Origin of the sequence: Chryseobacterium sp. PET-29, from assembly GCF_025736815.1 — a bacterium.
Lineage (GTDB): Bacteria > Bacteroidota > Bacteroidia > Flavobacteriales > Weeksellaceae > Chryseobacterium > Chryseobacterium nepalense.
Genome location: NZ_CP107053.1, coordinates 3,827,373 through 3,853,193 on the forward strand (window position 1 = coordinate 3,827,373; position 25,821 = coordinate 3,853,193).

General features: G+C 36.3%; 21 protein-coding genes. 9 read left to right on the forward strand and 12 right to left on the reverse strand.

Annotated elements, in window-relative coordinates; all coding sequences use genetic code 11:
• The first annotated feature begins 234 nt into the window (after positions 1–234).
• The 3 genes from ODE14_RS17385 to deoC are packed head-to-tail and all read left to right on the forward strand — an operon-like array spanning position 235 to position 2,419.
• A complete protein-coding gene (locus tag ODE14_RS17385; RefSeq protein WP_248394856.1) occupies positions 235–1,167 on the forward strand; it encodes an endonuclease/exonuclease/phosphatase family protein in 933 nt (310 codons plus the stop codon).
• 32 nt (positions 1,168–1,199) lie between these two features.
• On the forward strand, positions 1,200–1,670 hold the full coding sequence (locus ODE14_RS17390) for an Lrp/AsnC ligand binding domain-containing protein (RefSeq protein ID WP_029295841.1): 471 nt from the start codon (positions 1,200–1,202) through the stop codon (positions 1,668–1,670).
• Between the two features lie 2 nt (positions 1,671–1,672).
• Positions 1,673–2,419: a deoxyribose-phosphate aldolase gene (deoC, locus tag ODE14_RS17395; protein ID WP_263603854.1), complete on the forward strand. Its 747-nt coding sequence runs from the start codon at positions 1,673–1,675 to the stop codon at positions 2,417–2,419.
• 56 nt (positions 2,420–2,475) lie between these two features.
• Here the strand turns inward: deoC and dusB are convergent, their stop codons facing one another.
• Together dusB and ODE14_RS17405 are read right to left on the reverse strand one after the other, a co-directional pair.
• Positions 2,476–3,474, reverse strand: coding sequence for a tRNA dihydrouridine synthase DusB (gene dusB, locus ODE14_RS17400; protein ID WP_263602316.1), 999 nt, complete (start codon positions 3,472–3,474; stop codon positions 2,476–2,478).
• 108 nt (positions 3,475–3,582) lie between these two features.
• Positions 3,583–6,795, reverse strand: coding sequence for a hypothetical protein (locus ODE14_RS17405; protein WP_248394852.1), 3,213 nt, complete (start codon positions 6,793–6,795; stop codon positions 3,583–3,585).
• A 186-nt stretch (positions 6,796–6,981) separates the two neighbouring features.
• On the opposite strand from ODE14_RS17405, the gene ODE14_RS17410 reads away from it, so the two are divergent.
• The gene (locus ODE14_RS17410; protein ID WP_248394839.1) at positions 6,982–7,815 is read left to right on the forward strand and encodes a lamin tail domain-containing protein; all 834 of its coding nucleotides are present in this window, start codon (positions 6,982–6,984) and stop codon (positions 7,813–7,815) included.
• Between the two features lie 158 nt (positions 7,816–7,973).
• A complete protein-coding gene (locus ODE14_RS17415; RefSeq protein ID WP_248394837.1) occupies positions 7,974–8,831 on the forward strand; it encodes a lamin tail domain-containing protein in 858 nt (285 codons plus the stop codon).
• A 67-nt stretch (positions 8,832–8,898) separates the two neighbouring features.
• Here ODE14_RS17415 and ODE14_RS17420 read toward each other — a convergent pair whose 3' ends face one another.
• From ODE14_RS17420 to ODE14_RS17465, 9 genes are all read right to left on the reverse strand, one after another.
• On the reverse strand, positions 8,899–11,715 hold the full coding sequence (locus tag ODE14_RS17420) for an aminopeptidase (RefSeq protein WP_263602317.1): 2,817 nt from the start codon (positions 11,713–11,715) through the stop codon (positions 8,899–8,901).
• Positions 11,716–11,773: 58 nt separating this feature from the next.
• Positions 11,774–13,153 carry an orotidine-5'-phosphate decarboxylase gene (gene pyrF, locus ODE14_RS17425; protein WP_248394835.1) on the reverse strand — a complete coding sequence of 460 codons (1,380 nt, stop codon included), beginning with the start codon at positions 13,151–13,153 and terminating at the stop codon, positions 11,774–11,776.
• Positions 13,154–13,303: 150 nt separating this feature from the next.
• On the reverse strand, positions 13,304–13,651 hold the full coding sequence (locus ODE14_RS17430) for a YkvA family protein (RefSeq protein WP_248394834.1): 348 nt from the start codon (positions 13,649–13,651) through the stop codon (positions 13,304–13,306).
• Positions 13,652–13,732: 81 nt separating this feature from the next.
• Complete coding sequence (locus ODE14_RS17435) at positions 13,733–14,272, reverse strand: TlpA family protein disulfide reductase (protein WP_248394832.1); 540 nt, start codon at positions 14,270–14,272, stop codon at positions 13,733–13,735.
• 18 nt (positions 14,273–14,290) lie between these two features.
• Positions 14,291–15,043: a hypothetical protein gene (locus ODE14_RS17440; protein WP_263602318.1), complete on the reverse strand. Its 753-nt coding sequence runs from the start codon at positions 15,041–15,043 to the stop codon at positions 14,291–14,293.
• Between the two features lies 1 nt (position 15,044).
• Positions 15,045–15,608 (reverse strand): thioredoxin family protein, encoded by a 564-nt coding sequence (locus ODE14_RS17445; protein WP_263602319.1) that lies wholly within the window; start codon positions 15,606–15,608, stop codon positions 15,045–15,047.
• Between the two features lie 14 nt (positions 15,609–15,622).
• Entirely contained in the window at positions 15,623–16,693 is a 1,071-nt protein-coding gene (gene aroC / locus ODE14_RS17450; RefSeq protein WP_263602320.1) for a chorismate synthase, read from the reverse strand.
• 41 nt (positions 16,694–16,734) lie between these two features.
• Positions 16,735–18,378 carry an LIC_10190 family membrane protein gene (locus ODE14_RS18760; RefSeq protein ID WP_412059342.1) on the reverse strand — a complete coding sequence of 548 codons (1,644 nt, stop codon included), beginning with the start codon at positions 18,376–18,378 and terminating at the stop codon, positions 16,735–16,737.
• A gap of 50 nt (positions 18,379–18,428) precedes the next feature.
• Complete coding sequence (locus ODE14_RS17465; RefSeq protein ID WP_248394826.1) at positions 18,429–18,968, reverse strand: YMGG-like glycine zipper-containing protein; 540 nt, start codon at positions 18,966–18,968, stop codon at positions 18,429–18,431.
• 233 nt (positions 18,969–19,201) lie between these two features.
• On the opposite strand from ODE14_RS17465, the gene ODE14_RS17470 reads away from it, so the two are divergent.
• The 3 genes from ODE14_RS17470 to ODE14_RS17480 all read left to right on the forward strand — a co-directional run bounded on the left by ODE14_RS17470 (position 19,202) and on the right by ODE14_RS17480 (position 24,301).
• A complete protein-coding gene (locus ODE14_RS17470) occupies positions 19,202–19,645 on the forward strand; it encodes a hypothetical protein (protein WP_263602323.1) in 444 nt (147 codons plus the stop codon).
• Positions 19,646–19,779: 134 nt separating this feature from the next.
• The gene (locus ODE14_RS17475) at positions 19,780–20,070 is read left to right on the forward strand and encodes a hypothetical protein (RefSeq protein WP_248394823.1); all 291 of its coding nucleotides are present in this window, start codon (positions 19,780–19,782) and stop codon (positions 20,068–20,070) included.
• A 454-nt stretch (positions 20,071–20,524) separates the two neighbouring features.
• Positions 20,525–24,301, forward strand: coding sequence for a fibronectin type III domain-containing protein (locus tag ODE14_RS17480; protein ID WP_263602324.1), 3,777 nt, complete (start codon positions 20,525–20,527; stop codon positions 24,299–24,301).
• Between the two features lie 338 nt (positions 24,302–24,639).
• Here ODE14_RS17480 and ODE14_RS17485 read toward each other — a convergent pair whose 3' ends face one another.
• Complete coding sequence (locus tag ODE14_RS17485; RefSeq protein ID WP_263602325.1) at positions 24,640–24,816, reverse strand: hypothetical protein; 177 nt, start codon at positions 24,814–24,816, stop codon at positions 24,640–24,642.
• A gap of 511 nt (positions 24,817–25,327) precedes the next feature.
• Between ODE14_RS17485 and ODE14_RS17490 the strand changes: the two genes are divergently transcribed.
• Positions 25,328–25,606: a hypothetical protein gene (locus ODE14_RS17490; protein ID WP_263602326.1), complete on the forward strand. Its 279-nt coding sequence runs from the start codon at positions 25,328–25,330 to the stop codon at positions 25,604–25,606.
• Positions 25,607–25,821: the final 215 nt, after the last annotated feature.

Sequence of the window (25,821 nt, forward strand, 5' to 3'; positions counted from 1 at the left end):
TAATTTAATTTTGGTTATTAAATTATTAAAAATAATATTCTAAAATAAATGACAATATTTAAATTTTTAACTTTTGATGGTTTTATGTCTTAAGATTTTTTATTGAATTTTAATTATTTAAATATAAAATTCATGTAAAAAAATTGCGAAATAATTAATGATTTATTAAATAAAATAATAAATTTACATCCTGAAAGTTAAAATGAAAATTTTAATTATTAGAAAAGCGTGTTGATGGAACTTTTTAGTTTTTATAATGTTGAAAATTTATTCCTGCCAGATCCGGAACCAAGGCATAAGCTTGATCCTACAATTTCAGGATTACGGAACTGGAACGAAAGAAAATATAAAAACAAACTCTATAAAATCGCACACGTTTTTCAGCTGATAAAGGATGAAAATGGTACGCTTCCCTTTATTATAGGTCTTTCAGAAGTTTCCGGAAAGCAGGTACTGGAAGATCTCATACAGATGCAGCCGTTCAATTCAGAATATGGTATTGTACATTACAATTCCAGGGATGAAAGAAAAGTTGATGTAGCCATGCTGTATGATAAAAATAAAGTTGAAATAATAGACTCTGAAGCTATTACCTTCTTCTTTGAAAACGAAACCCAAAACATAGAAAACTACGATACAACAAGAGACGTGCTCTATTCAGTATTGAAGTATAAAGAAGAGATTATCAATGTCTTTATCGCCCATCTTCCCTCTAAACGCGAAAAAGATATTAACAGGCCCAAAAGGATTTTTATACTTAATGAAATCCAAAGAAGGATTCTGGATCTCATAAATGCTGATGAAAATGTAATTCTGTGCGGAGATTTCAACGAAAACCCAGATGATGAAAATTTAGTAAAAATTCTCTATGACAATTCCTACGAAAAGGTTTTGGAAAATCCTTTTCAGCAGTTGTTTTCTACAGGAAATTACTCTACTTTTCATTACAAATCCGGGCTGTTATTTGATCAGATCATATTGTCTGAATCTTTTTTTAAAGAAGATCGTATGCTTTCTTTTCAAAATGCCGGAATTTTTAAACCCGTAAAAATCAGCTGCCGGGACAAAAATTTTGAGGGAAGGCCGTTCCGCACTTATGCCGGAACAAGGTATCTCGGCGGTTACAGCGACCATTTTCCGGTCTATGTAACGCTAGGTAAAGTATAAACAAATGTGAAAAACATAAATTTAAGTAGAGAATGAAAAATTCAGACAACACAAGCTATCAATTGGATTCAATTGACAAGGAAATTATTTACATGCTGATGGATAATTCCAAAACATCACTTGCTCATATTTCCAAAGGAGTGGGGATTTCCACAACTGCGGTTCACCAGAGAATTAAAAAACTCGAGCAGGCAGGAGTAATTGAAAATTCAATTTCTTTTCTTAATCCTAAAAAAATAGGATATAAAGTTATTTCGTACATAGGTGTATTCCTCGATAAACCCAGCCATTATCCTGACATGGTTAAGGCTTTAAAGGAAATCAATGAAGTAGTGGAAGCTCACTATACCACAGGGAATTACACCATATTCCTGAAAGTCCTCTGTAAAGATAATGACCACCTGATGCAGATTTTAAGTAAACTTCAGAAACTGAAAGGGGTTACAAGAACGGAAACTTTCATATCTTTGGAGCAGGGTATTTACAGACAACTGAAAGTATAAACATCATGAACATTGCACAATATTTGGATTCAACCTACCTGAAAACTCCTGCGCAGTCAGGGCTTTCGGAAGAAGAAACATTACAGAAAGATAAAGATCTGGCACAGGAGGCTATTGATAACGGAATTTTCGCCGTAATGATCCGTCCGGATTATGTTTCGGAAATCAAAAAGTATATTCTTGAAAGGAATTCAGATGTTGTGGTGGGAACAGTTATCGGTTTTCATGAAGGAACATATTCTGTAGACGAAAAACTTGCAGAAGCTGAAAAAGCGATTGCCGATGGAGCAGATGAGCTGGATTTTGTGATCAATTACAATGCTTATTTAAAAGGAGATTTGGATCTTGTAAAAGATGAGTTCGTAAAATGCACGCAGCTTTGTCTGGAACACCATAAAGCAGCAAAATGGATAATCGAAATTGCAGCTTTAACCGATGAACAGATCGCAGATCTTACCAGAAATATTTCCATTTGGGCAGAAGAGCGTTTTCCTGAAAATGATTGGTCTAAAATTTTCGTAAAGTCTTCAACAGGTTTTTATGAAACCCAAGAAGGAAAACCGAATGGTGCAACATTTGAAGGGATAAAAATAATGCTGGAAAATGCCGGAAAATTACCTGTAAAAGCGGCCGGTGGCGTAAGAACTCCGCAAGATGCCGAAAAAATGATCAGCATGGGAGTAAAAAGAATCGGAACTTCCTCTGCATTGGCTTTAATTAAAAACCATTCTGCTTCGGAAGGATATTAATTTAAAAATATGACTTAAAATAAAAACCATCAGCTTAGAGTGATGGTTTTTTTATTTTATGCCTGTTGGGCTAAATATTCAGTATAAAATTCCTGGGTTTCCTTGATTAACGCATCCATTTCCTTCAAAGTGAATACTTCTAAAAATTTCTTCCTGAAATCTTTAAAATGAGGAACGCCGCGGAAATAATTACTGTAATGCTGTCTCATTTCCACCAGCCCAAGTCTTTCGCCCTTCCATTCTGCACTCCATTCCGCATGCTGGCGAACTGCCAGTAAACGGTCTTCAATAGTTGGGGCCGGAAGATGTTCTCCTGTCTTAAAGAAATGTTTAATTTCGTTAAAAATCCAAGGATAACCGATAGCAGCTCTTCCGATCATAATACCGTCGCATGCATATTTTTGTTTGTATTCCAAGGCTTTTTCAGGTGAGTCGATATCACCGTTTCCAAAGATCGGAATCTCAATATTAGGATTTTGTTTGATTCTGGAAATGTGTTCCCAGTCGGCTTCCCCTTTATACATCTGTGCACGTGTTCTTGCGTGGATTGTTAATGCTTTAATGCCTGTTTCCTGAAGACGTTCCGCTACTTCATCGATGTTGATGGAAGTGCTGTCCCAGCCTAAACGGGTTTTAACGGTTACCGGTAAACTGGTGGAACTTACCACAGCTTTTGTAAGACGAACCATTAAATCAATATCTTTTAAAACTCCAGCGCCCGCACCCTTGCAGACAACTTTTTTTACAGGACATCCGAAATTAATGTCAACAAGATCAGGATTTACCGTTTCTACAATTCTTGCTGACATGGCCATTGCTTCTTCATCACCGCCAAAAATCTGGATTCCCACAGGTCGCTCATAGTCGAAAATATCCAGTTTTTTTCGACTTTTAATTGCATCGCGAATTAACCCTTCTGAAGAAATGAATTCAGAGTACATCAAATCTGCACCATGCATTTTGCATAACCTCCTGAAAGGCGGGTCGCTCACATCCTCCATTGGTGCCAGTAAAAGCGGAAATTCCGGCAGTTCTATGTTGCCAATTTTAATCATGCTGCAAATTTACAAAATTCCGGGCACTTGAAAATAGGATATTATCTATAAGCGTAAATGATGATAATTATAACTAATATCCCTCTTAACCCCTCAAACGGTTTGAACTCAGAAACTCGCCTTAACCTGCATGCTTCCGATATGAATGGTTCTGTCCCCTGAATTTCTTCCTTCATAATTTAAATTAAGCTGAAGAAAAGAATTGATGGCCTGCTGAATAAATACGCTCCAGACCTGGTTTTTTCCGGGTTTTAAACCGTCAAGCATCTGATTTCCTACAATGCTGAAATTATTTCCCGTAAAATCATTGTTAATAAATGAAAAGTTTCCCCGAATGGACGTTTTTCGACGTTCCCACTGTATGGTTCCGGTGATGTCAAATGCTTTCAGAAGCTCCTCTCCATCCACTCTGTCTTTCTGTCGGAAAGCGGAGGAAAGCTCAGCCTGAATAGCATCTGTAAATTTATAAGTCGCTTTCGGTTTGGTTTCAAAATTATTCAGACGGTAATCTCTTGTGGCAAATAATTGTGAAGAATTTCGAATATCATGTACGGAATTTTCCCAGTCGATCCTGAATTCTTTATTAAACCAGTATCCAATATTTAAGAAATGTGAAACTTGCTCACGTTCTTCATTGCTGAAATTGGCATTGATAAGGTTGTCATTTGAGATAAAACGATAGTTTCCGTTCCAGCCGGATTTTTCTGTCGGACTAAACTGTGCAGAAGCAAGTATGTTCTGATTTTTCAGTATCTGGTCTTCATTTTTTTCGAAAGGATTAAGTACCAGAACTTTATCACGTTTGTAAAATGAATTTTGGGAATTCAGTGAAATATTAAAATTCCATCGCTTCAGGAATTTGTTTTCAGAATTAAAAACAACAGAAGGATTCACAAATAGGGCCAGCTGAATTTTATTTTTATTGGAAGGAATATATCGTACAGAATTCGTGTAAATCCTGATGTATTGCGCAAGGTCAGAATATTCTGCAATTTCAAATTCATCAAGCTGCTGAATGCCGTCACCGTTATAATCTGTCCATTTATAAATACCCTGTCCGTCGGTTACTTTTATATATTGGAATTCTCTTTGTGCTTCCTGCCCGTTTCCAAGCTCATAGAAAGCCTGCAGTCTCATCCCGTTTCTGAAGAGCTGTTGGTTGTAAAGAATATTTCCTACCACAAAATCATTGTTTCTGGAAGCATCCGCGTCCTGATTCTGATAGAAAAACTTACGGTAGTGAAGAAGCGCGTTCAATGTTGTTTTCTCCGTTTTAATGATTTGGCTTTCAGCCATGAATCCTAAAATATTATTCATGTTCTGAAGCCTGTTGTCGCGCACCGAGTCATTGTCTCTCATGTACACTTTAGTGAGCAGTTTTGTGCGGGCACTGTCACCGACTTTTTTCTGTACGAAAATTTCCCTCCAGCTGAAACTTGTGACATCCATAAGCTGAGTGTCATTGTATTTCTTTTCATTATGTTCCATACTTCCTCCAACAGCCCAGCTTCCTTTTTTGCCGGTATATTCTGTTGATGCACCACCTCTTATGAATTTTGTATCCTGAAGTACGGCATTGGTGTTTAGATAAGATAAATTTCCTTTGGTGAAGAACTTTCCGCTGATCCAGCCAAAATCGAGATCATTTTTTATCCCTTTATAAGAATCCTGCTCATCAAGGTAATTAATTCTATAATTGAGCGTAGATTTATTATTCCATTTATTTAAAAAGCTAAAGATGAACCTGTTTTGTGTTCTCCCGCTGAATTCCTGTGCAAGGTTGAAATCTCTTGAGAATTCTACATCATTAATCCTGTCTAAAATATGAAACTGTTTATCAATATATTGATATTCAAAATTCGGAGTTCCTTTCCAGTTGTTTTTGGTAAAAGTTTTATTTCCGAAAATCCGCCATGCATAGCCAATATTCTGGTCAGAGTCTTTAGAAGAAAAAAGATTGATGTCATAGTTGCTTAATGAAATATCTGCTCCAATTTTTCCGTCCTTTAATGCATATTCGGAATTAAAGGAATAGACCTGTGATTTTTCGGGAGAAGGCAGTTTTCTTACGGCACGGTAATCACCCATGTTAGGGCCTACATACTCAAAAACCCTTCCGTTATTGGTGGTTTGTGTTATTTTATAATCACCCAGATTTGCCCCGAAATAAGTAAATGAAACCGTATAAAGAGTCTGTGTGGCATCTGTTGAAAACTGATAATAATTTCCGGAAGAATTCTGAACCAGGCGGTAAAGGATTTTGTTGACATCATATTCGGTAACTACGCCGGAAGGAGCGTACATCAGATTTGGATCGTTTCCTGCATTGGCAAGAATCTGCTGATCTTCCTGAGAAAGATTCAGCGCCAGTGGAGCGTTTTTATTATCATTTTCCATGAACCAGTTAAGCCCGAGCTTTAATTTTTCTCTTTTATGCTCAACTTTCCCGGTGAATAAATATCTTGAATAATTCCTGTTGGTATAATTGTAGGAAATCGTAATAAAATTCTGCTGGAAAATAGGACGGAAACTGGTAAAAGTAACTTCGCCTGTATTATAATTGATAATGTAATCCTGGTTTTCACCACGCTTCATAAGAATACCATCAATAAAAACCTGTTCCGATCCGGAGATCAGGGTGATAAACTGTTCACCGTTTTTTCCCGTCAATCGGTAAGGTCCCTGGTTTCCTTCAACACCCTGAAAACGTATTCTGTGGAATTCACTTCGCGCCACTCCCATGGAAACATCAACAAATGTTTTATTATCTTTCCCGAATTCCGTCTGGAACTCAATTCCCATACTCCGCCGCTGATATTTTGCAAAATAGTTTTTGGCCTCAACAAGATCAAGATGTCCTGCTCTGAGGATGGATTTATCCTTAATATTAAGCTGCATGTAGATCTTATCGAATTCTTCAAGAGTCTGGGTATATCCGTCTGCCTGAATTGGCAAATTATGATCGGAAATGCTCGCAAGAATGGTTACATCTTTAGAAAGTCTCCCGGAAATCTGCAGGTCCATTGAACTTTGTACAGACTGTCCCTGGTTGTTCCCGAAAGTAATCCCCCTTATAATAGAACCTTTTGAATTCAGTTCGCCTAAAAATCTTTTTTTGTCATTTCTTGCAAGAACAGCTTCATCCACAATAATTCTGTTGCTGGTTTTCACAAAATCCATGGTGTCTTTGGCAAAAATATCCTGCTCAAATCTTGCAGCCAGAATACTGTCTTGTGTAATGCTGTCCTGTTTGAGGCTATCCTGTGGAAGATTAGGGTTTTTCCATGTGAATATCTGTGCATTTCCAGAGAATATGCCCATAAAAAACAACACGAATATCAGAATATAATTCCGCAAGCCTTTAGAAATAATCGGTAAAAATACTTAAAAATAGTTTATGGAAATGCTTTTAGTATTATTAACAAAAAATTAACCCAATTATTGTCTTATGAAGAAAAATTGGCGTAATTTTGGCGTGTAAATTATTAATAATTAAATCTTAACGTCATGAAAAAAATCTTTACAATTTTGAGTATAGTTTCTGTATCTGCTTTTGCAAATGCACAAATTGTAATTAATGAAATTTATGGAGCAGGTGGTGGAAGCAATTCTGCTATTTTGTACAAGTATGATTTTGTAGAATTAAAAAATATCGGATCTACCTCTGTAACTTTAACGGGTGCGTATTTGCAGTATGCTTCTGCGGCCGGTACTTTCAACGGTGGGAATAGTAATCATGCATTGCCTACTATAACATTAGCTCCGGGCCAAACGTATCTTCTTCAGGAAGGAAGTGCAGGGACGGCGGGAACTGATTTGCCGACACCGGATGCAGTAGGAACTATTAATTTATCAGGAACAGCAGGTAAACTTGCTTTAACGACTGATAGCACAGCACCTACATCTGCAACAAGCTCTAATGTAATTGATTTTTTAGGTTACGGTTCTACCGCTAGTTATTATGAAGGATCTGCTGCTGCGCCAGCACCGTCTAATACAACTTCTATTGCAAGAACTTCAGGGGATACCAATAATAATGGTGCTGATTTTACTGCGGGTACGCCTACTCCTCAAAATTCAAACTCAGGTAGTTTAGCTGTTGCTGATTTATCTAAAACCAAAGGAAACTTCATTAAAAATACTTTTGTGAAAAATGAAGAAATTACATTTGGTGCTCAGGCAAATGATGTAAAAGTTTATAATATGTATGGACAGGTTGTAAAAACAGCATCTGTAAAAGCAAACGAGTCTTTAAGCGTTGCTGAATTACAAAAAGGAAATTATATTGTAACAGGTACGGTAAATAATCAGCCGGTTTCTCAAAAGATTCTGAAAGACTAAAATTAACTTCGTATACCAGATAAAAACCACTTTGTAAAAAGTGGTTTTTTTATTTATATAATTAAAATAAAATGAATTTTTTGTAATAAATGTGGTATATGCTTGATTATTTGGCATTTATTTTGTTGAACTTTAAATGTAACATAAATCACTTAATTATGAAAAAAGCATTTACTTTTATCGGGCTTGTCTCGATGACGGCATTTTCTAATGCACAGATTGTAATTAATGAAGTTTATACTGGAGGAGGCCTTTTAGGGGCAACTTTAACAAATGACTTCATAGAGTTGAAAAACATCGGGAATTCAACAGCAACCTTAACGGGTGCAACCATTCAGTATGGTTCCGCTACAGGAGCATTTACACAATATCACACATTACCTACCATCACCTTACCACCGGGACAAACCTATCTCATCCAGGAAGGCGGTGACGGCGGAGGATTGATTAATCTTATCAACCCGAATCTTGTGGTTAATGTTGTATTGAACTTCGACGGATCTGGTCCGATTGTAGGTGCAGGGCTAGGGATAGGGCTCACTTCCGGAAAAGTAGCGCTGGCAAGTAACGCCACACAGGTAACAGGCCCTACAGCTTCCAATGTTTTAGATTTTGTAGGATATGGAACAGCTAATCAGTATGAAGGAGCAGGAGCAGCGCCATCACCAACCATTCTGAATTCCATTACCAGAGTTTCAGGTGATACCAACAACAATAATGTGGATTTCACCATAGGATTGCCTACTCCACAGGGGGGAACTTTAGCGGTTAATGATATTTCTGCTAACGCTGTACGTCCTAATTTCATCAAAAATACTTTTGTAAAAAACAATGAAATTATTTTTGGTACGGATGTGAAAGATGTAAAAGTATACAATATGATGGGACAAGTCGTAAAAACAGCTTCTGTTAAAGAAAATGGATCATTAAATGTTGATGAGCTGCAAAAAGGAAGTTATATTGTAACAGGTATTGTTAACAATGAACCGGTTTCGCAAAAAATCCTGAAAGATTAATTTATAGAATCTAAAATTCTAATGCCTCAGATTAACTTCTGAGGCAATTTTTTATTACAGGAGTTTATTAATACCAACCTCGTCTGGCTGCATTGATAATAGAACTCAGATTAAGAATTAAAGTATATCGTATGCGCTTCCCATAATCCTTGAATCCCGGTTCAAAGCCTAATGACGACTGTATCGGAAAATAGATTTCAAGAAAATCCGGAATGACACGCACCTTTACACCGCTGTCCCAAATGAACTTGGCAGATTGGTTTTTATTGTCATATACACCTGCATCCGCATAAATGTGGAAAATTTTCCAGACACTGGTATCTACATTTACAGAGGTAATCCATTTGTTGACGGTTCCCAGAATAAAAGACTTGAAACCTCCATCAGCCAGAATATATTGTTGTGAAAGGATACCTCCGGTTGCGCTTTGCCCCAACAGATTATAGGAGAAAGAGTAATCGGAAACTCTGGAAATTCCGTAGTTGAAAGTATTATTTCTTGTATTGTTTTTAATAAAATATCCTGCAAAAAGTCGGACACTTAGTTTTTGCCTTGGAGCAAATTCCCAGCGGTAAAAGCCTTCTGCGGTTACTTTGTGGAAATCTTCCATCCATTGGGTGTTGATTCCGAGGCTTTTCTCATGAATGCTCTGGCTGTCATTGTATCCGTAACCCACGCTCCAAAGATTGTATTTATCATAATCATTATTGGCAATCATCAGAGGGCTGAGATCTCTCTCAAAATAGTTGTAAGAAATTCCCACGCTTCTGCTTACGGTACTTCTTGGATTTTTTCTGAAGTTAAAATTTGAATAAACGGAACCTTTGCTGTAAGCCAGATCGTAATCATAATGGAAATAAGATCCTGAAACTCCGAAAGTAATGCTTCTGAAAATACTTTCTGCCGGCAGAAAAGAATAGTTAACAGCTCCGGATCCGGTAAGTTGACCTGTTCCCGTACTGTAGGTCGGAGTAAAAGAATATAAAAATTTCTGATCAAAAAAAGACTGATTCTTAAAGTTGAACCCGATCAGGAATTTATCATACGTATTGCTGAAACGAACCCTCGGGCTGATATAGATTTCATTGAATTCAGGATTCGGGATATCTTTGATAAATTTCAGTTTGATTTTTCTCATGTTGGAAAAAAATCCTTTCGCATACAGAAAATTATCCCTGTAATTGGCTTCCGGGAAAATGTAATCATCATTCAGGGTAATTTTGTTGACGTTTTCGGCAGGAATAGAAAATGTTTTTGTTTTTTCATTTTCTTCCGTTTCTACCCAATATTCTTTTGTATCGCCGTTTTTAGATTCTGTCTGCAGTTTTACCGGAATATTGGCGGGGGTATTTTTATTAATTTTTATATGAAGAGAATCTCCCTCTTTCCGAAACCTTTTAAGCTTAAAATTTACCCTGTTTTTGTGTTGTAAAAAATCGGCCAGATAAGCTGTTCTCTTATCCTGCTCCGCTAATTCTTTTATAAAATCATCTGGATTAACCTGTTTGTCCGTATTCTTTGAAATAAATTTCTGAACCAGACTGTCAAAATTCTCATAGCCCATTTTATCCGCCGAATAATTGAATAAGGTCCCGGTTTCAAAACTGCTGATGGCCATATCATTAAAGTTGCTCAGGACCGTGTATTTCTCATCAATTTTCTGATCAAGATTCTGGGACATGATGTATTGGTAGGTTAGTCCGTACCGTTCAATAAGCTTTACATCCGAAGCATAAAACAGCTTTAATGGTTTGATCCCGAAAATTTTGGTTTCCGGTAAGCTGCCGAGGAGTTTGGTGTCACCATAGAATTTCTTGAGGTATTGAATTTCAAGGTAAGATTTCAATCCGTTTTTAAACCAGTGATCATCCTGTTTATCGGTAATAATGCTTTCCTCCAATACTTTTTTAGCCACAATCCCGAAATAATCTAGATCGGTCTTCTGAGCATCATTAAAAAGCTGAAATCTGAACTTCCAGAATGTAATATCATTATTTCCGAAAAAATCTTCTTTAGCCCTGAATTTATCTGAGATAAAAATTCTTTGAGGAACAGTTCCCGTTCTGTCTTTGATAAATTTCAGGTGAAGCGGCAGATAAAACTCCAGATTTTGTTTTTCTTCCGGTGTTAAATTATATCCGAATTTTATTTCAGTTCTGATATCATCATTGTTGATGATGATTGATGGATATTCATTCTGTGAAATGAGAAATTCTGGATCGGAGTCAAGATACCCCATGAAAGAATTCATCTGAAACTGCTGAAGATTACTTTCGATAAAATAATTAACAGGCAGATCAAAATTAATCTTCCAGTACGTATTGAAACTTACGGATTCTTCGATATCATGATAATCCCTTTTAGAAATATTGCCCGGATCAAAACGATCCGGGACAATAAAGAAGTATTTTAATGCTACATTTTTATCTGAAGTTCCGTATCCCGTAAATTTTTTGTCGGGAAGCTGAATTTCATATTGCAGGTTTAATTTTACCTGTTCTCCGGGCTGCAGCACTTTTTTCAGGGGTAAAAAAATATTTTCCTCCGAAATAGCAGTGATTGGAATTTCCTGGTCGGAATCCTGAATTTTCAAATTGAGTAATTTTCCGAGCTCTTTTTTTTCAGCAAAGTGAAGATCAGTATTGCGGTCTTCCAGCTTACGGTAAACGAGTGAGGTTCCCCTTTTATTGTACGCAGATACCCAGTTCAAAAGTTTCACTGTATTCAGAGCTGCTTTAGAATTGTTATAATAAACCAGCTCCTGATTTACATGCAGCAGTTTTTTGTCTGAAGACAGTTTTGCTTCAATATAAATACTGTCTTTTTGTGCAGATACCTCTACAACACCCAAAAACAAAAAAAGGCCAATGCAAATATTTCTCAATTAACTGTGATATGGTTCAAATATAACTTATTTTACAGAAAGTCCTCTAATATTTAAATTAACTTTGAGTTAGTTTTTTTTCAAGGGAATTCAGATAGGCTTTCCATCCTTCATTTTTATACAGCATGGCAGCTTCGGCAGGATTTTCAGCTTTGTAAATTCCTCTTCCTACAATGATGAAATCGGTATGAAGTGTTTTGAATACATGTTCAGGGGTATTGTACTGCTGTCCTTTCCCGTCTCCGGAATCTGCAAGATTTACACCCGGCGTGAAGAGCAGCATTTCTTCCGGAAGCGGGTTTTGGGAAACTCCGCCGATTACATTAGGATGGGATGCCGCAATCTTTAGTGCTTCTTCACGATATGCACTGGTGGTTAAAGCACCTTTTGAAGACATTCCGATGATGGCAACAACACCTACATTTTTAAAACAGTCTAAAGATTCAAACCCTCCGATAACCTGAGATGTTACAAAGTCTGCCCAGTCCGTAATTTTAAATACACCGCTTGTAAATTGCAATTCCTGAGTATTTCCGATGTCTGCAAATTTTCTGTCTTCCATAAGAAGGAAATTATGTTTTGCAGCCAATGCTTTAAGCGGAGTAATCGTTTTTTCATATTCGAAATCAGATATAATGTCGATATGTGTTTTTAAAGCAATCACATGAGGACCTACTTTTTCTGCAAGATCCAATAATCCCTGAGTTGTGGTAACATCAGCAGAAGCGATAAGATTGGATTGTTTGGCAAGTGCAGTTTCCAATAGTTTTTTAGAAACAGAATGCTGTGCGGTGCTGAGTTTCTGTTCGTAAGAAGCTCTTGTTATTTCTTCAAACTGAATGTGATTTCCCTGCAGGAAATCCTGAATTCTTTTCACTTCATCATCGGATAATTCTCCGTTTTCCCAAAGAATAGAACATACTTCCGAAATATTGAAAAGTGTGTGAACTCTGTATCCTCTGCTTTCAAGAAGTTCTTTTCCACCCTGTTCCCTGTCGAGAACAACTACGATATCAGCAACTTTGATGTCTTCCTGCTCAACTTCTGCAATGGTTTCAATCAAAGATTTTCCTGAAGTAATCACATCTTCTACCAAAAGGCAGTTTTGTCCTTTCTGGTAAATTCCTTCAATCAGTTTTTTGGTGCCATAGTTTTTGGCTTCTTTTCTTTTTATAATTAATGGAATATAACTTTCCAGAGACATTGCTGTAGCCATCGGAAGGGCAGCATAAGGAACTCCGCAGATCAGATCAAAATTATCCAGAGGAAGCATGTCCAGTAAATAATTGGCTAAGTTTTTTAGGATTTTCGGATCTGAAGCCAGTGGTCTTAAGTCTACATAAAAAGGACTTTCAATACCGCTTTTTAATGTAAATCTTCCGAATTTGATGATGCCAAGTTTATAGCACTCTAAAAAGAATTCTTTTTTACTTTCCATTATTTTTTATTAGATGTTGCAAATTTAAGGAAATGATGTTGAAAGTCAATTGTGAATTTTACTTCGCAGTTGAATTGTGAGGTTTTATCGTTCCATTATGATAAAGCGACTGGATTTTTATTCACAAAAAAACACCCAAAAGGATGTTTTTTATTTTACGATTTCGGCATTGATTACTTTCGTACTGTCTTTGCTGTATTGTCGTTCGGCTTCCCAAAGAAGGAATTTATCTACTTCTTTAATCAGTTTCGGAATGGTAAGCGATAAAACGGCCAGATCATCCAGCACTCCGATTACGGGAACGGCAACTTCCGGAAGCAGATCAATCGGTGAGATAATGTACAATACCCCTAAAAGCGGAAGAATAATATCAATGGATCTCATCGGGTATTCTCCTTTTCTCCACATTCTCACCATTCTGAAAATGTCGGGGATTTTTTTCACAAAACCTTTGTGATTGATGGCTTCTTTTGCCAGACTTAATTTTGAATATTTCATTTTGTGTTTAATTTTAATAATTCTACAACGGTACTTAATTCACAAATTCTGTACCAATGAAGTCTTATGGAACGTTAAAAATTATTTGATAATATTATCTATAAACTGATGTACAGATTCTGTATTCCAGTCTCTTGATGCATCTTCTTTAATAATGATTCTTCCGTCTTTATCAAGAAGGTAAGTGGTTGGGAACACTTTCGGAAGTATTTTTTCTGAAATGGGACTTTGTGCAATGTAAACGGGAACGGTATAATTATTTTCCTTCAGAAATTTTCTTACGGCATCTTCCTGATCATTCATTGCAATAAGCACGAAATCCACATGTTCTTTTCGGGTGTCGTAGAGCTTTTGTATCGAAGGCCATTCTTTTCTGCACGGTGGACACCAGGTTCCCCAGAAATTCAGAAATACAGCTTTGTTTTTAAAAGTTTTGAGATTGGTACTCGGAACATTGATTCCCTGCAGGTCGATATCATAATCTTCTTCCGTTACATGTACTGCATTTTCAATTGTGGCAATAGGAAAAAAAGCATCCTGCAGTTTTTCCTTCACGCCGGGAACGAAAGCGATCACCGCAATGACAGCGATTAATACGATGTAGATTAGATTTTTTTTCATAAATAATTCTCCTGGTATTTATTGTATTCCAATATATTGAAAGTAATTATTATTCAATTGATATATCAAAAACTTATCAGAAACTTTTCCTTCCTTATCAACTAGAGGAATATACAATTTATTTTGTTCAAATTTAATCAATTTTAATGGACGCTCCGGTCTGTTAACCACACTAAAAAAATCAAAATCAATCTGAATTTTATTAAGGGCTGTGGTTTTGGTCCTGAAAATTTTGTTGGAATCAATTAACCTGTTATTGCTGATAGTAAATGCCTGAACTCTTTGAGAATTATCTTTTGAAGAAAAAATACCATTGGAAATAACAAGATAGTAAATCTGCTTATTGAGGGTGACTTTTATAATTTCAGAAGTAAAATATGCAGTATCTGCCTGGTCTTTATTAAAAATGGTTTTTGTTTTTCCATTGGAAGAATACTGAATAATCTGATCAAAACTTTTCATCGTTCCTCCCAATTCTGTGTCCCAACCATAGAATCTTAACTTTTTATCTGCTGACGTAGCGATGAACAATTTTTTCTTCAGGAGTTTAAAGTCATAGGTGAGGGTTTCAGGATTTTCAGCAATGAATTTTTTAAATTCACCGGAAAATTTCAAAGACTCATCTGCTTTGCTATCGTAATCTTCATTTTCGGAATACTTTTTATACTGAGTTAAAAAATATTGCTCTTTATTTTCCAGTTTTGTGTTTTGTGCCCTGAAAGCATTGGGGAAAATAAAAAATGCGATGAGAAAACAGGTGTATTTGAACATTCTACAACAATTCCAAAATTTCCTGAACAGCATCTTTACCTCTGTTTTTGGCATAATAAATCTGAAGGTCATTGTAAAAAAGATCTTTAGGATAAGCTACAGGATTAGCTTTGTATTTCATCAATAATTCTGTTCCGAACTTCGGACGAGGACCCCATGAATTTTTAACCTGAAAATCTTTATCCAGAATAATTACCTTCGGAATGGATTCCGTACCATTCGTTAAAAATTGATTGATTAAACTTTTATCATGGTCTCTCAGGAAAATACGTACTTCATTCCGGCCTTCGAAAAATTTAACCAAAGCCGGAACCGTGGCACTGGCATCACCACACCATACTTCGGAGATGATAACTATTTTACCTTCAAAATTTTTGGCTTCAAGCTCTTTAAGCTGATTTTCATCCGGAACATACTTCTTTAAGGTTCTGTCGATTCTCTGAAGTCCCAGTTCGTAATATTGTTTATAATCTGCTTCCTGCTGACTGGCAGGGTTTTCTAATCTCTGTCTTCCTGTTTTTACATACTCTTCAAAAGAGATGCCTTGTTCCCAGTAATTTTTCATTACTAATGTATGTATTAAAAATGGTTGATATTTCTTGTTTTATTAATCAGGAACAGATCTGCCAGAACAAAAGCAGCAAGGCTTTCTACCACCGGAACTGCTCTTGGGACCACACATGGATCATGGCGTCCTTTTCCTTCCACGATTACCGGATTTCCGTTTTTATCTATACTTTCCTGAGGTCTCAGAATCGTTGCGACCGGCTTAAAGGCTACACGGAAATAGATGTCCATTCCGTTTGAAATTCCTCCCTGAATTCCTCCTGAAAGATTTGATCTGGTAGTAAAATTTTCATTAAAAAGATCATTATGATCCTTTCCTGTCATTTTAGCACCGCAGAAACCGCTTCCGTATTCAAATCCCTTGGCAGCATTAATGTTCATCATCGCTTTGGCCAGTTCAGCCTGGAGTTTTGAAAAAACAGGTTCGCCAATTCCTACCGGAACATTTTTGATGACACAGGTAATGGTGCCGCCAATCGTATTTCCTTCTTTTTTGATCTCTTTAATTTTTTCGATCATTTTTTCTGCCGTTTCCGGATCGGGACACCGTACCTCATTGCTTTCTGTTTTTGAAAAATCGAGTGCCTGATAAGGTTTTTCACAGAAAATTTCACCTACGGAAGAAACGTAAGCATTGATTTCTATGTCGGATAGCAATTGTTTTGCTAAAGCTCCTGCAACTACCCAGTTCATGGTTTCTCTTGCAGAAGATTTTCCGCCTCCGCGATAATCTCTCAGTCCATACTTTTGATCATACGTAAAATCGGCATGGCTCGGCCGGTAAGATTGTGCAATATGATCATAATCTTTTGATTTCTGATTTTCATTTTCAATAATAAAACCAATGGGAGTTCCTGTTGTTTTTCCGTCAAAAATCCCGGAAAGAAACTGTACGGTATCGCTTTCTTTTCTTTGAGTTACGATAGAAGACTGTCCCGGTTTTCTGCGGCCCAATTCATATTGTATTTTATCAAAATCAACCTGAAGGCCTGCGGGAAAATTATTGATAATTCCGCCATAAGCGGGACCATGACTTTCTCCGAATGTTGTAAGGCTGAGAAGATTACCTAAAGTATTTAACATACTACAAATTTACGGCTTTTTATCCATATTTAAAATGAAGGTTATCTGTTCTGCTGATAGGTTTTTTTTATAGAATAAATTACTTTTTCAGCTTCTGCTTTTTGTTCTGTTGTCAATTTTTTCCAGATAAACCCTTGATGTACATTTTTTTCATCTGCCAATTGGGGGAAGATTCCGGCTTTAATATTACTATAGATATAACTTTCGGAAATAGCAGGAAGTGGCGTATCAAAATTATAGGGATAATTTTTTGAAACATTAAACTTTAAATTACCGATTTTATATGAATTAAAATTATGGTAATGATAGGTGGAAGGTTTGTACAGTTGTTTCAATTCATATTTGCTCATAAAACTTCCGGGTCTGAAACTCGGAAGATAGGTTTTGAGAATATCGGGTATCATTAAAAAACTAATGATAATAGTGCTTAAAGCAAAAAATACAATAAGAGATTTTTGTCTGTTAAAAAAACTTGCCAAAAGCACAAAGAAAGTGACAAAAAAAACATCGACAAAGAACCTGTACTGTGCTGAAAAAAGAAGCACTGCGATGCTTTTAATGATAAGAGATATACAAATTAAGGTAATAGTCCTGTTTTTTTTAATAATGGTAAAGACAATAAATATAAGAATACTCACTATAAAGAGTATATTGATTTTTGACTTGATTCCATCTAAAAGAAACCAGTTTTTAATATAGTCTGTGAAAGAAAAATTCCTGATTTCTTCATAAGAATATTGCATATCATAGGTTTTCTGAATGGCAAACCGGGAAGATATTTTGAGAATTTCAGGATTTGGCTGCCAATGTACTTCCAAATTCGGGAAAGCAACAGGGAAAATGGGATATCCAAAGGTGTATATATTTTTAATGAAAAAGAGCAGAATGACAGCAAATCCGGGTAGTACACTGATGAACCTTGATTTAATAATGCAAAATGAATATAAAAATCCCAGAATAGGAAGCCATACCATGGTTGGTTTTATAATGAAAACAAAGGATGAAAAAACAAATAAAGAACTTGCTGAAGTATTTCCCTTCATAATTTCATTTAAAATAATTAAAGAAAATACGATTACCGGTAAATCAGGACTTGGTGATTGGGAAAAAAGCAGCAGAACCGGTATAAAACATAATTGGATCCAGCTCTTTTCTTCAATGATATATAAGATATAAATAATAAGTACTATAGAATTGATTCTTAAAAAAGGATCTGAAAAATGAGAGAATCCTGCCTGAAATATATGCCAGACCGACATTTGCCCTAAAGTAATATCAAGATTTGAAATACCTTTTACCATTCCATATTCAGTAAGCCATCTGATGCTGGGAACATAGTAACCGTAATGGTCCAGAACAAAGGGATAGAAAGATGAGCAAAAGACAATGATTATTGAAGCGGTAACAATTATTATACAATCTTTTTTAGAAAATGCGTGGAACTTTTTATATAAATGGTCCCTGAAAAAAAATAAAAGGCCCATACATATTGCAGAAATTTCCACATAAAAATTTAATGGTGTGAAGTATGAAAGTATTGTGAAAATAATACTCAATCCTAAGATTCCTGAGAAAGCATGACCCGCAACTCCTCCTGTGCAAGGTCCTAATACAGAGTGTATTATCTTTCCCCAGCCCATGAGGGTGGGAATTAGAATGACTATAGAAAGGAACATTAACAGCATAAAAAAGATTGCTTAAAAATAAGCAATCTTTCTATTTATTGTGAAAATAATTAACGAGGCTGTACTCTTCCGCTTTTTCTGTCCTGTGCTCTACCTAAAGTATATCCTGTGGCACCACCAATTACACCACCAATAGCGGCACCGGCACCCGGACTTTTCTTGTTAACAATCGCTCCCAACGCGGCCCCGCCGACAGCACCAATAATGGTACCTTTAGCAGCTTCACTCATCCCTTTTTTCTGAGTTGTACCCTGGGATGCACTTGTTCCGCTATTGGCATAAGATCCACTGCTTGAACTTGAGCTAGGCCTATCTCTGTAAACCGTATGCGTTTCTCTGATTACCTGAGGCTTCGCGTTTGCAGCGGCTGTTTTTGCTTTTTCAACTTCAGCCACGCTGTCTGCTTTTTTTTGCGTTTCGTAAGCTATCTTTTCTTTTTCAATAGCTAATTTTTGTTTTTCTATTTCCAATTGTCTCATCTGGAACTCCATTTTTTGCTGTTCCAAAGATTTTTCGGCTATCTGATCATCTTTTTTACAGGCTGTCAGTGCAAATACTGATAATAATCCTGTTAACACTATAGTTTTCATAATTCAAATTTTAATAGGTCTCAAAGACCAGCTTTGACAGAATAGTATTTCCAATTATGACGCCAATATTTAGTTAAGTGATGTTAAAATTTTAAAAAAAATATTAAATATATTCTAATATATATGCTAAATATGCATTAATAGGGGATTAATAGACATAACTTTTATTTAATTTTCTCTTGGTGTTGAATTAATATAAAAAGGGTAATTTTATAATTCCAAACTATATTAATATGAAAAATACAACTTTTAAATTGATGCTGTTGCCAATATTACTGGCAATGCTTAACGGATGTTCATCCAATGATGATTTTATGGTTCAGGATAAAAAGGTTCCTGTAAGTAAAAAAGAAATTTCTAAAACTCAGAATTACACCATCCGTTATGGATTGATGTCACAAAATGGGACCAAAACTCTTTCCGGAAGTTATGACGTGGGAAGTTTTGTAGCTACCAATACTGCTACCGGTGAGTCTTTCGAAACATATTCAGGTGGAGGTTTTCAGGCATTACCTAAATATTATGAAGGAATTCCTGCGGGCACTTATACCTTTACAGCCATGCAGGGGCAGGGTGGCTGGGTAGGATATGGCTCTGTTACTGGGATTGTGTCATCTGATCAGGTAGATGCTGATGGCTATGTTACGATATATATTCCTATTATCTGGGAAGAATAATTTTTTTGTCATCTATAGTGTTACTGAGAAATTTTTATAAAATTCGTATAAATTCACAATATTATGATCTCACTCATATTATTATTTAGGTTTTGTGTATAATTTTGACCAAAATCAGACACCAAAAAATTTTTATGAAAAAAGTAATGCTATTAATGCTAGGAATAAGTCTTTTTGCTGTAAGCTGCAAAAAGCAGGAAACGCAGAATGAAAACAACTCTATGAGTGATTCTGCCGGAACAGGAACAATGACTCCTGATAATACAACAACCGGAACGGCAATGGATACCACGGCAAGCGTTAGAGACAGTGCAATGAACCAGGGAAGCGGAACAGGAAACCAGACTACAAGCCCTAATCAGAACAACGGATCTAACAGAGGAACTCAGAGTTCTTCAGGTACCCGCACTGATTCCGCGAGATAAAAGACACTTTTTTAGACCCCATATACCCTTTTTAAACTCCTCACGACCCTTGAGGAGTTTTGCTTTTGTAATTAATTTCAGACTTCATTTAAATAAATAGAATTTAATGCACTGTGATTCGAATCATAAACATTATTTTTTTTCATATTTAACTTTGACTTCAGAATTAAATTAATTGATTCTATAAAAATTTTTTTTCATCATTTGTGTTTTTAGGGTCTCCTGTATGGGGATCCTATTTTTTGAACATATTTATACTTTTCGTAATGATATAATTCTGCTTTATTAATAATAAAAGTATGAATAGATCGTTAAGTGTAAAGTAATATAATATTATTTTTGATAAATTTTAGATGGTCATGTTCGGTATTTTTTATAAAAAACATGCTGTTATATGCTTTATATTATCAAAAAACGAATTAGATTTGCAAGGATTAATATTAAATGATAACTTATGAAGAAAATTTCTACTTTTATAGTACTTCTTCTGTGTTTGTTAAATTTAGGCGCCATACCGGATGCCTATGGACAGGCACCTGCAACATTACCGTATTCACAGGATTTTAACACTGCTAATGATTTCACGCTCCTTAACGGGACTGCGACCAACAAGTGGTTTTACGGTGCTGTGACCGGAAATACAGGCAGTTCTATTTATATCTCTGATAATAATGGGACCGCCAATAACTACAATACCAGCTCATCGAGTGTTGTGCATGCTTACAGGGATATTACGATACCTGCGGGATCCTCAATCGCCAATTTTTCATTTGATTGGAAAGGAGAAGGAGAATCCGGTTGGGATTACCTGAGGGTATGGCTGGTTCCGGCTACATTTACACCTACTGTAGGTACCCAGATTACCACCGGAACAGGAAGAGTTCAGGTAGGAGAGTTTAATCAGCAATCTACGTGGCAAACATACAGTAATCCCAGTCTGAATATCACAACTTACGCCGGATCAACCATGAGGCTTGTGTTTGAATGGAGAAATGACGGTATTTTCGGAACTCAGCCGCCAATTGCGGTTGATAATATTAATATCAGCATTCCGACTTGTATTATGCCTTCCGGTATGGCTGTTCCCACCATTGGAACTACCACTGCTACTTTAACATGGAATGCTCCTTCACCTGTGCCCGGATCAGGATATGAATATTACCTGAGCACTACCAACACACCACCTACTGCCGCTACACCGGGAGTTGCCAATGCAGGAACGTCAGTGAGTCCAGCAGGATTGACTACTTCCACTACCTATTACTGGTGGGTACGTTCAATTTGTGGTGCCAACGATAAAAGTGTTTGGGTAGCAGGTCCTTCATTCTCTACTACTCAGGTGCCGGCTACGATTCCTTACACACAGAATTTCTCTACAGCAAATGACCTGCAGCTTTCTAACGGAACTCAGGTTAATAAATGGGTATATGGTTCCGCAACAGGAAATCCTGCCAACTCATTATATATTTCCAATACCAATGGAACTACCAATGCTTACAATACAGGATCATCAAGTGTTGTTCATGCATACAGAGATATTATTGTTCCTGCGGGAACAACGGATGCTACGTTAATGTTTGACTGGAAAGGAGATGGAGAATCAAGCTGGGATTATCTGAGAGTTTGGATGGTACCGGTAAGTTTTGTGCCTACTGTCGGAACCCAAATTACCACTGGTGGTGGAAGAATCCAGGTAGGAGGGAATATGAACCAGCAGACAACATGGCAAAATTATTTCAATACGGGACTTAACCTAAGTTCTTTTGCAGGAGGCGTTATGCGTCTTGTGTTTGAATGGAGAAATGACTCTTCAGGCGGAACACAGCCTCCTATTGCTATTGATAATATTAATTTGAGTATTCCTACATGTAAAGTTCCGATAAATGTTCAGGTAACAAGTGTAGGGTCTAATACGGCATCTATAAGCTGGACTGCTCCGTCACCTGCACCTGTAGGAGGATATCAGATTTATCTTACAACAACGAATGTACCTCCGATAGCGTCTACTGCGCCAACTTCAACTTCAGCAACGACTTCAGCAACGCTGACTCCTCTAACGCCAAATACAACTTATTATTTCTGGGTTCGTTCAGTGTGTGCAGGGTCAGACAGAAGCTTCTGGGTTGCGGGACCAAGCTTTACCACAACGCAGATTCCTGCTACACTTCCTTATATACAGCAGTTTACTTCAGGAAGTGATTTGGGATATACCAACGGAACCCAGGTTAACAAGTGGGTTTACGGTTCTGCAACGGGAAATCCGGCGAACTCATTATATATTTCCAATACCAACGGAACAACTAATGCTTACAACACGGGATCATCAAGTGTGGTACATGCATACAGAGATATTGCAATTCCGGCAAATACTACGACTGCTACATTCTCATTTGACTGGAAAGCTGAAGGAGAATCAAGCTGGGATTATCTGAGAGTTTGGCTTGTACCTGCTACGTTCATGCCTACGTCAGGAACGCAGATCACTGCCGGAACAGGAAGAATACAGATTGGAGCGAATTACAATCAGCAGTCGACTTGGCAGACTGTTCTTAACCCTGCTTTAAATATTTCAAGTTTTGCAGGGACTACAATGCGTCTTGTTTTTGAATGGAGAAATGACTCATCAGGCGGTACGCAGCCTCCTGTTGCAATCGACAATATTAATGTACGTGTTTGCAGCACAGCAACTCCGGTTGTAACGCTTGGAACCCCTACTCATAATTCGATAGTATTAACATGGCCTCAGGATACCGGTGGAGCAAGTTATATCATTAATTACAGACCGCAGGGAACAGGTGCGCCTTGGCAAACCACAAGTGTTGCGGCAGCTCCTTATCCGCAGCCTACTAATACAACGACATTAAACAACCTTTTATCTGCAACATTATATGAAGTACAGGTAATTGCAGTATGTAACGGTAATCAGGGTACACCTTCCAACAGTACATTTACTACGAGATGCGATCCTACACCTCCGAATGTTACCATCAGTAATATTACAACCAATTCGGCTTTAGTTACATGGTCGCCTTTGGCAGTAAGCTCACATTATTTTATACGATACAGAATCGTAGGAAGCGGAAACGGTGGTTGGAGTGCAAATATTCCTTTGCCTGCGGCACCTGCCAATACATTCCCTCTTACAGGATTGAATGTGTATACTTCTTATGAAGTACAGATTGCCAATATGTGTGATAATGAAAATACACTGAATCCATGGTCTAATCCTAAAGTATTTACTACGGAAAGAACATGTGAAATTGCTCCTCCGGGATTGACGATTACGAATCTTACCACAACTACGGCGCAGGTTACCTGGCAAGCTTTCCCTGGTGCAACGTATGTACTCAGATATAGAAAAGTAGGTATTCCTAGCTGGACAACCGTAACTTCCAATACCAATACAGTTACATTAACAGGTCTTTTGGAGCTTACCCAGTATGAAATGCAGGTAGCAAATGTTTGTAGCGGAACTGCAGGAAATTATACACTGCTGTATCTCTTCACAACGCCTACAATAGTATATTGTCAGATGACAGCTACAACTTCATCTTCTGAATATATTTCAAAAGTGACAGTAACACCAAACGGAAAACCGGAAATGGTAAACCAGTCTGTAGCTTCCAACTACAGTGATTATACAGGTGTAACTGCAAAATTCATTGAATTGATTCAAGGATCTTCTGATAATAAAATTACCATTGAGAAAAAGATCTCAGGAAATACTAATGCAGGAGTTGCTGTGTGGATTGACTTCAACAGAAACGGATACTTTGATATTGATGAAAGAGTTTTCGTTTCAGGACCTAATAACGAGCAGACGATCACCGGAACATTCTCTGTGCCTATTGATGCATTCATCAGCCTTACGGATTTTAAATATGTTGTAATGCGTGTCGCTCTTCAAAAAGACGGAATTCCGGTGAATTGTACAACTGTCCCGAATGGTGAAGTGGAAGATTATACCGTAAGAATTACTAAGCCGATTGTACCGAATCCTGTAAACCAGGAAGACATCCTGATTTATCCAAACCCGGTAAAAACGGTATTGAACGTAAAAAATATCAGCGCTAAAGCCAATTATAAAATTTATAATGCTACAGGTCAAATCGTATCAACAGGAATTATCCTGAACAATAAGATTGATGTACATACTTTGATTAATGGAGTTTATGTAATTGATATTGATGACGTAAAGGGTACTGCCCAAAAGAAATTTATTAAGGAATAAAAACATCCTTAAATGATATAGTAAAGCTCTCAGAAATGAGAGCTTTTTTATTATATTTTAACATTTTTTAAATGGTTGTTTAATTTTTGAAAATATTATATTGCTTCTAAAATTACATCGTAGCCCTTTTAAATAGGGGACTAACGGAGATTTTGAATTTTAAAGGTATTTTAAATGACTGATAAAATTTGTTAATTGATAAAAATAAATTGTCTAAAAGACTTTTTAAAAAAAATACATTTCTTAAATTTGCAGTCACTCATGTTTAATTTGAGTTTTCATGGTTATTAGTTTTTATCCTCGTAGCAATACGGGGATTTTTTATATCCAGATTGTTTCTATGTCATCCTGTGCGGAAAATCATGTTCGGCTTTTACAATATAAGAATATTTTAAACCTGGAATTGCTGCTGTAGTGTTTACAGCTTTCATCAGTAAACGATGATGGGGATTTTCTGAAGTCATCAAGAAATTTTTTACTCTCTTCTGCAATTGCAGGTATAATAAGATAATCATAAAGAGTTTTGGTAAAAGCACTTGAATTTTTAAGAATCAGTTTTTTGTGTTTTAAAGCTTTAGTAAATGTCATCATATAGGTTTTGCTACAAATGTAATAAAACAAAACCGACGGATTATAAAAACAATAGATTATAATCATCATTTTTAATGAAAATAATGTATACATTTGCATTGATTCTCATGTTTAATTGAGTTTTCATGGTTATTAGTTTTTTAGCCCCTGTTTATTCAGGGGCTTTTTTATTTTTATAGATAAAATCATTTTAACCATAAAAATTTATTTTCATTAAAACTTTAACACTTTGTTTGTATTGCTGGCATAGTAGTTGAATACTTAACCGCAACTATTAAAAAATCCTTAAAGGAACTTACAATATTCTCGGAGAAATCTGAGAATATTTTTAAAGAAACACCATCACTTAAATATTAATTTTTTCATTTTAATCCTCTGCCGTGGCTGGGGATTTTTTTTACTTTTTAATGCATATCTTTGCATAAAATTATTTAATTGTCTTATATAATCAAAACAACATCAGAAGGCTTAATATACATTAAGGCATCCAGCATTATTAATGTAAAAAAGCCCAATTCTATTGAAGGAGCAAAAATTCTGGGAAAACCGTTGGTGATTAATGTGAATCATATTGGGTTTCTTAGTTTTAATATGGATGGAAATGTTACCTTTTTTATGGCAAGCGGCTTTGAAATATCGGTCAATATATTGTACGAAGAAGCAGAAGAAGCTTTTAACAGTGCCAAAGCCCATGTAGAAAAAATCATACGCTAACGATTAAGTGATCATTAAAAAATAGCTCCTGAAAAGGAGCTATTTCTGTTTATTATAATTTTTATTAAGCCAAAAACCGACTTCATTAATTTATCGTATATAAGTTTGTAAATAAACGAACAGCTTAAAAAATATTCAGATTAAAATATAGCTCATCAATTTGAGTTTTTCATGGTTATTAGTTTTTAGTCCCCGGATCATTCCGGGGTTTTTTA